Source organism: Bartonella sp. AP4SXKL (genome assembly GCF_042195845.1).
Lineage (GTDB): Bacteria > Pseudomonadota > Alphaproteobacteria > Rhizobiales > Rhizobiaceae > Bartonella.
In genome coordinates this window covers 84,733-95,614 of record NZ_JBHIPA010000011.1, presented here as the reverse complement: position 1 = coordinate 95,614, position 10,882 = coordinate 84,733, and the positions used below count along the sequence as shown (strand labels likewise).

Annotated in this window: 6 protein-coding genes; 4 read left to right on the top strand and 2 right to left on the bottom strand. The window is 36.3% G+C overall.

The window, feature by feature from the left end:
• Positions 1-1,205: 1,205 nt before the first annotated feature.
• Positions 1,206-1,370: a phage tail assembly protein gene (locus ACFIMI_RS07030; protein WP_375637838.1), complete on the bottom strand. Its 165-nt coding sequence runs from the start codon at positions 1,368-1,370 to the stop codon at positions 1,206-1,208.
• A gap of 878 nt (positions 1,371-2,248) precedes the next feature.
• Here ACFIMI_RS07030 and ACFIMI_RS07025 point away from each other — a divergent pair.
• The 4 genes from ACFIMI_RS07025 (at position 2,249) to ACFIMI_RS07010 (ending at position 8,220) form a co-directional block, all read left to right on the top strand.
• Positions 2,249-3,445, top strand: coding sequence for a multidrug effflux MFS transporter (locus ACFIMI_RS07025; RefSeq protein ID WP_375627883.1), 1,197 nt, complete (start codon positions 2,249-2,251; stop codon positions 3,443-3,445).
• A gap of 260 nt (positions 3,446-3,705) precedes the next feature.
• The gene (locus ACFIMI_RS07020) at positions 3,706-4,437 is read left to right on the top strand and encodes an alpha/beta fold hydrolase (protein WP_375692380.1); all 732 of its coding nucleotides are present in this window, start codon (positions 3,706-3,708) and stop codon (positions 4,435-4,437) included.
• Positions 4,434-6,608 (top strand): isocitrate/isopropylmalate family dehydrogenase, encoded by a 2,175-nt coding sequence (locus ACFIMI_RS07015; RefSeq protein WP_375692379.1) that lies wholly within the window; start codon positions 4,434-4,436, stop codon positions 6,606-6,608. Before ACFIMI_RS07020 ends, ACFIMI_RS07015 begins: the two co-directional genes overlap by 4 nt.
• Positions 6,609-7,455: 847 nt before the next feature.
• Positions 7,456-8,220 carry an N-acetylmuramoyl-L-alanine amidase gene (locus ACFIMI_RS07010; RefSeq protein ID WP_375613801.1) on the top strand — a complete coding sequence of 255 codons (765 nt, stop codon included), beginning with the start codon at positions 7,456-7,458 and terminating at the stop codon, positions 8,218-8,220.
• 1,249 nt (positions 8,221-9,469) lie between these two features.
• Here ACFIMI_RS07010 and ACFIMI_RS07005 read toward each other — a convergent pair.
• Positions 9,470-10,666 (bottom strand): porin, encoded by a 1,197-nt coding sequence (locus tag ACFIMI_RS07005; RefSeq protein WP_375613795.1) that lies wholly within the window; start codon positions 10,664-10,666, stop codon positions 9,470-9,472.
• Positions 10,667-10,882: the final 216 nt, after the last annotated feature.

The window sequence follows — 10,882 nt, the reverse complement described above, 5'->3', positions numbered from 1 at the left end:
CGAATGGTGTGTTTTCAGGAATGCGAGTTTCCATGTTTTATCTCCTTGAATATGCTGGAGATACAATGCCTTTTTGCAAATTATGTTCCAAAAGTGAATAGATATGCGCCAAAAAGGACAGAAAACATCGAAAACAAGACGGTGATCATTACTTAAAATTCTTCTTATATGACTCCAGTCTAGAACTGATAATACCAGTTTATCGAGAATTTTAGTTGATGGGGGGGATAAACGGTCTATGGGGGTATGGCTCTCTTTTCCCGTTCTGTACTGCAATGTTTAAAAGATTGAATGTCGTTGTGAAGTTTAATCTTTCCCCCTTAGCTTAAAAGTAAGCTCTCTTAATGCTTTTCTTTCAATTAATGTCCCAGATACTGCTTGAGGAAAACTTTGTCAACGCTTTTCCATCATTGATTATGTTTGAAGGTAAAAAGTAAAATTCTGGAGTCTTTATTTTATTATTCATTTTTTTGTAAAAACAGCGCGTCTTCTAAAATTTTAGTTTTTTATATTGTACTTATAATTAAAAGAATGCTTCAATTATTCAAAATAAATATCAAAAGTATTCAATTCAAAAAGCTATGAGAGATAAAAGAGAAGGAAGAAACATTAGTGTTCTAAGCTGTTTTTCCTTCTCTTATTGCTCTATATCAAAACAATGCTAGAAAAATTTTCTAAGTTCTTTGAGTAAAAACTCCCAAAACCAGAGAGGAAAGTTGAAAAGTTTTGAGACAATGTCCAAAAGTTTCGAGATTCTCTCCAAAGGTTGTTTTTTAGTTTCGCCCGCAGTTTTTTTATACGATGTAAGAGCACTTTGATTTGAGAGATAAATTTGGTTCGATGGACCATCTTGTATTAAGAAAGTGCCTTTTGTAAAGGTCATGCGTTCCACCTTTATGACGTAGGGATTATGAACTGTAATCGGTTCATAGGTGCTACAGGTTTTCACTTTTGCATTTGCAGTTGTTCATGTCTTCTGTTTCAAATGTATTTGTGTAAAGGTTACTTGTGCGTTTTTCGGGTTTACTGTCGATTAAAATACATTCATCCATTATGCTTTGTATGGGTGCATTTACTTTGTTTATAAAGTTTTTGAGATGTTTAGAAAATTGAGTTTCTAAGGATAGGATTTTTATGATTGTATTCATTTTATCAAGTTTTTTTAATACTTTTTTTTATTAAAGGCCCGTCAATGTCTTTAATGTTTAAAAAATCACGAACACCAAGTTTACTGATGGCATTATAGGACCACCCTGAAAGACATGCGATTTTTCGATTGATTGCTCGTCGCCTTCTTTGCTCTGTATTGCTTTTAAGTCTTTAAATTTCGGGCGGCGTAAGGTGATTTCTGTGTATGTCTTTCCTTCCACTTTAATAGGTACAAGTAATTGCTACGTGGCTCGTTCTGTTATATTCATTACTAGCTTCTCCTTGCTTTCTAAATTAGATGCAGAATGATTTATCAAATTTTTATTATAGCATGTTTGTCAATAGCTTAGGCAATAAACTTTGTGCTGGCTATGTAGAATGAAATTCTAACAAAATGGACAAGATGAATTTAGATTTTAGAGCGAGATAGAAGCACAATTTGCTTTATGATATTAGTGGGCTATTAAGTTTATTTGCTCAATTATTTGTGTTGATAAAGACTTCTCCATGAGCCATTATTATATGCTGTATTGTTACAATAATATTTGCGTGGGGAAATATTTGCGTGGGGAGTTTTGAGGAAAGGGAGTTTGTGGCTTCTTTTTTCTTTGAGCGTTGTAAACCACTTCTGATAAAAGATGTTGTCGGGAAAGTGATGTTGTTATCATGGAGAGGGATAGAGTTTGGGAGCGTTTTTGTTGATGATATCAATGAAAAAAGCTGATGAAGATAGGGCAACATGAATATAACAAAATGCGCTATTTCGGATTGGGAAATATATCTCTAAAGGGGAGTTTTGATCTTTTAGCTTCTTTTGCGTATAGTTTTAAAATTGCGATTTGCTATGCTTTAAAATTAATTATAAAGTGAAGCACTAAGTGTTTATTTACGTGTTGAGTGTGTGCGTGCGGATCATACACTGGATTTATGTATCAACAAGCTGAATTATTCTCGAATAAAGTAAAAGAATAAAGAAAATTGATTATTTTATTCCCTGTGGATAAAGTTAAAATAGCTTTATATTTATAAATATAAATTATTATTTTTCTATAAACGTAAAATTTAAATATTTTTAAATTTAAGAAATGTGACTTTCCTGATGAAACATAAATATACATTACCATTCATTATACTTATCGTATGTTTATCAACAGGAGGTTTGATTTCTACCGATATTTTTTTACCAGCACTGGGCGATATGCGTCAATATTATCAAGTGACACAATCTCAAATTCAAAGTGCAGTGGCGGTTTTTTTGTTGGCATTGGCACTTGGACAGCTCATTTATGGGCCGCTGAGTGATAATTTTGGGCGTAAAAAAACACTTCTATTGGGCTTATTCTTGTGGTTATTTACGACACTTGGTGTGATTTATACGGTTCATATTCACGCTTTTCTTGTGTTACGTTTTTTGCAAGGTCTTGGTGCTTGTGCGGGACTTGTCTTAAGTCGTGCAATTATCAATGATTTGTTGGATAAAAAAGCGGCTGGAAAACTTTATTTGATTGTTTTCCCTTTTATTGGAATGTCACCAGCGCTTGCACCTTTCATTGGTGGACTTTTGATACAGGCTTTTCATTGGCAGGCAACTTTTATCTTTTTAAGCTTTTTTATATTTTTGACCATTTTGCTATGTTGTTTTGTGCTAAGCGAAACTCTACCCCCTCAAAAACGGCAGCATTTTTCTCCGGTAGGATTGATGAAGGCATATTTAGGTGTTTTCAGAAATAAACAATTTATTTTTTATGCACTTATTCCGTGTTTTTCTTACGCTGCCTATTTTGCTTATATTGTGGAGTCGCCTTTTTTACTCACGACTTTGGGGTTATCGCCGATACACATTAGTTATAGCTATATTGGTGTCTCGTTTCCCTATATTTTGGGAAATCTTTTGGCGCGATGGTTTTTTGAACGCGAGTCTATGGAAAAAACTGTGGGGAGAGGGTACATTATTTTTGTGATAGGTGGTGTGCTGTTTGCTTTGCAAATGTATCTAAGCCCATGGCCCCTTGTGACAAGTTTTATGGCTATTGCTGTTCTTACTTTTGGCAATGGTTTTTTATTGCCGTTAGGAACAGCGTTGGCTATTTCATCGCATCCGAAAGCTGCGGGAGCGGCTTCTGGTGTTATGGGATCTTTGCAATTAGGAAGTGCGGCACTCAGTGCAGCGGTTATCGGAAAAATCTCTGGTCATAGCCCACGGGCTATGGCAGCTTTATTAGCTGTGTGTTGTATGATTGGTTTTATCATTTATATTCAAAAAGCGCGTCATTTTATGACTTCAGAAATAAGCTGAGTAAATGATAAAAAGAAAGCATTATGCGGAAATGCTTTTGATGTTTTACACAAATGGGGCACCTGTACATTAGATGAATTTTTTTATTAAGTTGCTGGATTGAGTGGATTTAAAATTTGTTACAAGCTTAGTTTGAGTTTAACAAATCGATTATTATGGGGGGAGAATATGAGCCTAGAGTTTCAACATATTTTCATTATATTGGGTGGGAAAATTTCTGGCTCTAATGCATGTTTAAAAATAAGGGGAGGAATTGATCAATGAGCCTTCCTATTATTATTCTTTCTCCTGTAATGCCAATTTGGGATGGTGGTGTTTTTTGTTCTCCATTGACAAAGCTATGTTCAACAAAAGGATTCCCTGTCACTCTGCTGGATACGCTTTCTCTTTTTCCTAAGAGTTCTCATGTTCTCAATTATTCTGCTGTAGACACTTTATCTTTTATGGCAGAAAAACTTAAAAGCTATTTTAAAGAGCCCGCAGTGCTTGTGGGATTTTCTATGGCTGGAACATTGGTACAAATATTGGCAGTACAGCTTTCCAATGTTCAAGCTGTGCTTGCTGTGAATGCGCCTGGCTATCCAGATAAGGTTTTGCAACGGCGCCTTGGAGATATTCTTGCCTCCTTAGAAAATAATGATTTATCGGGGGCTTTGGAAATACTCAATGGTTTTATGCATCCTTCTGGCATTATGAAAAAAAGAGCCTTATTGGAGATTCCTGATGAAAAAAAAAGCGTGGCAATTGAACGCATGACAAGAGGGTTTAAACTCTTATTAGAAATAGATGCTAGAGATGAGATAGTTAAGTATAAGGGGAAGTTTTTAGCTTTAGTGGGAGAAAAGTCGCAACTTGCAACGGTAGATAATCAGACGAAAAGTCATAATCTGAACCATGAATATAAGATTATCTTTGGTGCTGGTACGCGTTTGTGGGAGGATAATCCTACTATGACGGATGCAGTCATTGATGAGTGGATGGAGGGACTATGAAAAAGAAAGTTCTTGTATTACCTGGTGATGGGATAGGACCAGAGGTTTGTGATGCTGCGCTGATGGTTTTAGAGCAATTCCAATTGCCGATTGAATTGACTTATGGTGATATTGGTTTTGAATGTTGGAAACGGGAAGGAGATCCTATTCCTCAAGCGACTTGGCAAAAAATTACTCAGAGTGATGCTATTTTACTTGGTGCTGTGACCAGTAAAGGAAAAGAAGCGGCTTTAAAAGAACTTGCTCCGCATTTAAAAGAGAAAAACCTTGTCTATGTTTCTCCCGCACTTCAACTTCGCCAAAAGTTAGGTTTGTTTGCGAATATACGTCCTGTAAGATACATCTTTGGTCCGAGAAAACCTTTTCATTTTTGTGTTATCAGAGAAAATAGTGAAGGCCTTTATGCTGGATTGGATTTTCGGGGTATTTCTCCTGAAACAGCCGTTTGGCTAAAACATCCAAATTTGACAAAATATGGGCTTGAGGAAGCTGCGTGGACAGTCCGTTTGCAGACACGCTTTGGTTTAGAGCGGTTATTTGAATACGCTTTTTCTTATGCAAGGAAATATAGCTTTAGGCGAGTTACTTTTGCTGATAAGCCCAATGTTATGCGAGAAAGTGGGCAGTTTGCTCAGGAAATTTTTGAGAAAATTGCGCAAAACTATCCGGAAATTGAAGCAGATATTCAGAATGTTGATGCGGTTGCTTTGTGGATTGTAACCAAGTCAGAGCAGTTTGGTGTGATTGTTGCTGAAAATATGTTTGGCAATATTCTCTCTACTCTTGGCTCTGGTATAATGGGGGGATTGGGGCTTGCATCTCATGTGAATGTGGGGAGCGAGATTGCTTGTTTTGAACCTGTTCATGGAAGCGCACCACGTATTGCTGGACAAAATAAAGCCAATCCTTCTGCGATGCTTTATACCACGGCTTTACTCTTAGAGCACTTAGGCTTTAAAGATGCAGCAAAACAATTATCTGAGAGTGTTGATCAGGTTATTCGTGCTGGAAAAACCGTTACCTATGATCTTGGAGGTATAGCCTCTACCCGTCAAATGGCTGAAGCTGTTCGCAATTCTCTTATGAATTCTGTCTTTGTTCATCGTGCTGCCATTATTACTATTGGTGATGAACTCCTTTCAGGACAATATTTGAATACGAATTTACAAGATTTAAGCCAAAGCTTAAACAAGAGAAATATTCAAGTCACACGTCATTTTGTTTGTGCTGATCAATTACAGCAAATCAGTGAGACTGTTGTTTCTTGTCTTGGACAAGAAGATCTTATCATTATCAGTGGGGGATTGGGACCAACATCAGATGATAAAACACGCGATGGAGTTGCTCAAGCTGTAAAGCAGCCTTTACTACATCATGAAGATGTTTGGCAAACAATAAAAGGTCAATTACAACGATTAGGGATTTTGGTGGATAAGAGTAATGCACGTCAAGCATTGTTTCCTGAGACAGCAACTGTGCTTGATAATCCTACAGGTACAGCACCAGGGTTTTATCTCTCTTGCGATGGAAGTACGCTTGTTGTTTTGCCTGGTCCACCATCACAGGCTCTTGCGCTTTTAGAGAATTATTTAGAACACAATGAGAAGAAATATTCTTCTGTATCGCGTGCAGAGTATGCATGGACTTTGATTGGAATTGATGAAAGTACTATTGCGCAGTGGGTTGATGATCATCTTGAAAATGAACCCTTTGAACGGCATTTTTTATGGAAAAGCCCCTATGTTTTGGTGCAACTGGTTGCTCAATCAGAAGCGCTCTTGGAACAACATTTCGTGGAAGCATTTGAAAATCATTTTCACCCCTATTTAGTTGGGGCAGAAGTTACTACTGCTTGTAAACAATTAGCGATGCATGCAGAGGTTCATTGGTCTGCCAATGATCCGCTGCTTTTAAAATATTTTCAGCCCATAGAAAAAGGTAAACAAGATATTCCACTGCTTGAGGTTGAAGTGAGCCTAGAGCCTTCTTTGGAGACATTAGAAAATCAAGCAGAAAGCCTTGGACATGCTACCATAACTATACGGATGAAAGGTTATGGTGATGATCGTATAACTTTTCCCTATACGCGACCACTTTTAGGTGTCGTCTTACAAGAATATGCAGCTTGGGCTGTCTTAAAAAGATATTTGAAAACGGAGAAGAAAAAATGAAACTCTATGGGGATGTAACAATATTGCTTAAATTATTAAACGTTCTATTATAGGAAGTATTTTGATCCTTTTCTTCAGTGGTTTTTGTCTATAGGGTAATTTTTCTTTTGATGTGTCATTAAATGACTTTGATTGCTTCAAGATTAAGAAAAACTTTACGATATTAGGCTCGCTATATTCAATATTTATAATGATTAATTATGATTATAAATCAAGATGTTATCTTTCATGGAGCCTATGACAAGGAATCCAGAGACGTCATGTACCGCAAGCGTTGTAGATAATTGAGATTCTTCTGAAAATCAAAAAGCGATGGTGTGAAAAGACAAGAAGTCGTGTCATTTACAGGAAAGCTTTGCAAATTTTATTGAACAATATGTCCGTGAAGAGTTTATTGCGAACATGTGCCGTTCTGTTATCTGATAATAAATTGCTGTAAAGAGCTCATAAAATTTTTCCTTTAATTTTTTGTGTGATTGCATGATCGTTGGGTGTTCACTTCCGAGGGGCGATATTTTTCAATTTGATAACAGGAAGAACTATTTTTTCTGTAAGACGTGAAGATTTAAGGAGTGATCATTTTACGCTTTTGTTTTCTTTTTGATTGGTAATTTGTAGGAATTTTTTTGGGGAAAATATTTAATGTGGTTAAAAACATTTTATGCGTGTGTGGGAGAAAAATAAAAATGTGGTCTTAATTGTTGATAAGAATGTCAATATTTTTGATGAACAAATTTTAGTCGTAATTCTTAGTATCTAGATGGGAAGTTTATTGCATTTTTTAACAGTTCGTATTCTATCTGTTGTGATGCGCAGTGGTTTTTTAAGCAAAAAAGAAAGGGCTTTTATGTATCAGATTGATTACAACAGTTATCGTTCTGTCAAGAGTTTTAGTCGTCGCGTTCATTTTCTCGTTATGCATTATACGGCTATTGATTTTAAAGCCTCGATTATGGCGCTTACAGGAGAAAAGGTTAGTGCACACTATCTTGTTCCTGATCCTTCAGAGCAGACATATCGTGAGGCAGGCTTTAAGGATATGCGTATTTTTAATCTGGTTGATGAAAATGAGCGTGCATGGCATGCGGGTGTGAGTTCATGGGCTGGGCATAGTCATCTCAATGATGCATCTATCGGGATTGAAATCGTTAATTTAGCGACTTATCATGATGGGACGGGTATGTTTCCTCCTTATAATCCAATACAAATTGATGCTGTTAAGGAACTTGCCTTGAATATTCTTCAACGGTATCCCGATATTATGCCAACAGATGTGGTGGGACATAGTGATATTGCCATTGGAAGAAAAAGTGATCCAGGAGCAGCTTTTCCATGGAGAGAACTTTATAGCGCAGGTATAGGAGCATGGTATGATGATGAACTAAAAAGTCATTATCAAGAGCAATTCTCTAAGAATTTGCCACCCAAAGAAGATGTTTTGGCGAAGCTAAAATGTTATGGATATGACATTTCTGCTGCGTGTACCCAAACAGGATACAAAGATTTGATCCGAGCATTTCAACTTCATTTTCGTCAAGAAAATTATGATGGGATTCTAGATGTTGAAACAGCAGCAATTCTTTATGCATTGGTTGATAAGTATTTTCCGTGAATTCAATGCGTTTTAATTGAAAATATGGCTTATGATTACGTGTAAGCCTTTTTATTATCAGGAAAGGCTGCTTTTTGCCAATTGGCTTTATGTAAAAAGGGCATTAATCGTGTAAAAAATCCCCTGTAGGGTATAAGGCGTTTTATGGAAACATAACTCTGAAAGCTCTATGATTTGCAGAGATTAAATTTTATTGTTTCTTTGTCTTATATTTTTCTTCCTTTAAAAACGCATAAAGCCAAGATGTTGTGTATATGATGACATGTTCCTTACGCAGGGTAAAACGCTTCAAATAAAATGGATTTGTATTGTATATTTCCATGCTTGTTTTAAAGAAATGTCTTTTAGTGTGTATCACAACACATATTTTATAGCGACGTTCATAGAGAATATAATCTAAAATCCTCTATGAAGTGTATCCTCATTTTTATGCTTAATAAAAGTGCCTAGCACTATCGTACATTTTGTTAGATCTCAATGTTACGACAACCCTTGGAACTGAAAACGATACATAAAAGGGTTTTCTTTACTCGTTTTTATTCACACGGCTCTCTCCGCTTGTCGTGTACAAGTGAAAGGTTTTGGTTGATTGAAACATGCAAAATTATAAATTATGATTATAAATCAAAGTGATGCAGATTCAAGAAAAATAGGGGCATTTACAGATTGCTACTGATAGGGGGCTATTCTTTAGAAGGGGAAGAGGTCAATTCATTTTTTTGAAGATATATCTCTTTTCTCTTTTATTGCTTTAGGGGATGTTTGCATCGTTTTGACAGCATGTTTCTTAATGATTAAGTTTTTTAATGAAGCAGTGTTATAAAACGTTGTGTTTTAGAGTGTTGATAGAAGACACATTCAGGCATATCAAAAACACAATGATGTCTTGTTTTTTCAATAGTTTATCTGTTCAGTGTAGAATTTATTTGAGAAGATCATGACCTAAATTAACAAAGGTTAGAAGTAAATTACCAAGAAAGACCAATTTTGTCATAAAGCAAAGGGGTTATTCATGCTTTAAAGGGCAAGGAAGAGATTGTGTTTGAAGTGATGTGTAAACGCCCGTGTGAGGTGCTCTTATCAAGCATACCAGGTTAATCTTCTAAGAGTAGTTTTATGAAACTAAGGCGGTTTTTTTTCGAGAGACAAGACAATACGTATCAGGAAAAGATATTCATGATATTTGATTTCAAAAATAAAAACTGGCAAACCATGTTGCCAGTTTTTAAAAGCTGTAGCTTAAATAGGATTAGAATGAACGCTGTAAACGGATCATACCTTGAAAAGCACTTTTCTTATTGAATAAATGTTTTTCATCATTATTTTTATCCGTCACAACGCGATCATCGTTCCAAGAAACATAGGTTAATTCAGGTGTAATCACAAATCCTGGAACCAGCGTGTATGTAATATTTACAGAAGTTGCAAAGGTTTTTACAGCACTATAAGAAACTTGAGCATTCAAATTTGCTTTTGGAGTAAGCTTGTAAGTGGCACCCGCCCAAGCAGCCCATTTACCACCCCAGTTTGCATAAATTGTTGTGCTTTTTCGTGATAACTCATCATTTTCATTTACTGTGTAGTAATCAAGTCCATTTTTATAGCCAGCCATTACCCATAGATTGAAACGATCGTTGACATTGAAATCTGCACGTACTTTTCCAGCCCACTTTTTGTAGTAAGCATCATATGCTGCAACTGCTGAAAAACCACCCCATTTTTGCATGAACTTTATACCCAAAACCACATTCGGGGTGTAATTTTTAATTGCTTTACTTGGAAGAGTGCCCTCAGTGATAGAAACAAGCTTATCATCTTTATCAATGTAGTATCCTGTTATTCCTGGAAGAGAATCTGCATTATTGCCTAATTCAGCGCCGATAATAGCAGAAAAGCCGGAGTCACCACTAAAGGTGTAGGAAATAAAATTGGTGCGTGTTGTGCCGGCAGGCGCTATGCTGTCATCATTGAGAACATTTCCATAATCACCAGTCCAGCTGTTGAAAATTGTGTCATCAAGACCTACGCGAAAACCACCCAGTTCAATGTAAGCCGCGGCAAGCTTTGCAGCAGCGTTGTCTCTACCATCACCCCAGTTTGAATAAATTCTTGCATATGAACGAAGTGTTCCCATTTCTGTTTCAGAAGCTGCTTGAAAAACAAGGGTGAGCCGTGATGCTGCGCCGTAGGTTTTTCTTTTGTTTCTTAGTTCAGTTTCGGTTGTTGCATCGATATTATCACCGCCTATAAAATCAGTACGAACATTTCCTGATAAACGCATGCAGGTTTCTGTTCCAGGGATATAAAAATATCCTTTTCCATAGGCATCACAAACGCGAATATATTCTACAGGTTCGGGTTCGGCGATAACTGTTGAAGCAGCATGTGCTCCAGAAATTGCTAAAAAAGCTGCTGTAGAGCTTAAAAAGAGGGATTTAATATTCATATGGGATCTCCGAGGTCCGGTTAAATTTCTTCTAAAGAGTACCATTTGCCTAACGCATTAAGGACAAAGACATAAGTAAAATACGCAGCACTTGTTATCTTAGCTATAACTAATCTTTTTAGAGTTTCAAATATGAAATTACCTTTTTGTAATATATACATGTACTATTCGAGATGCTGTGGTAAAAAAGACACAATTTTTGTTTTATTAACTTTT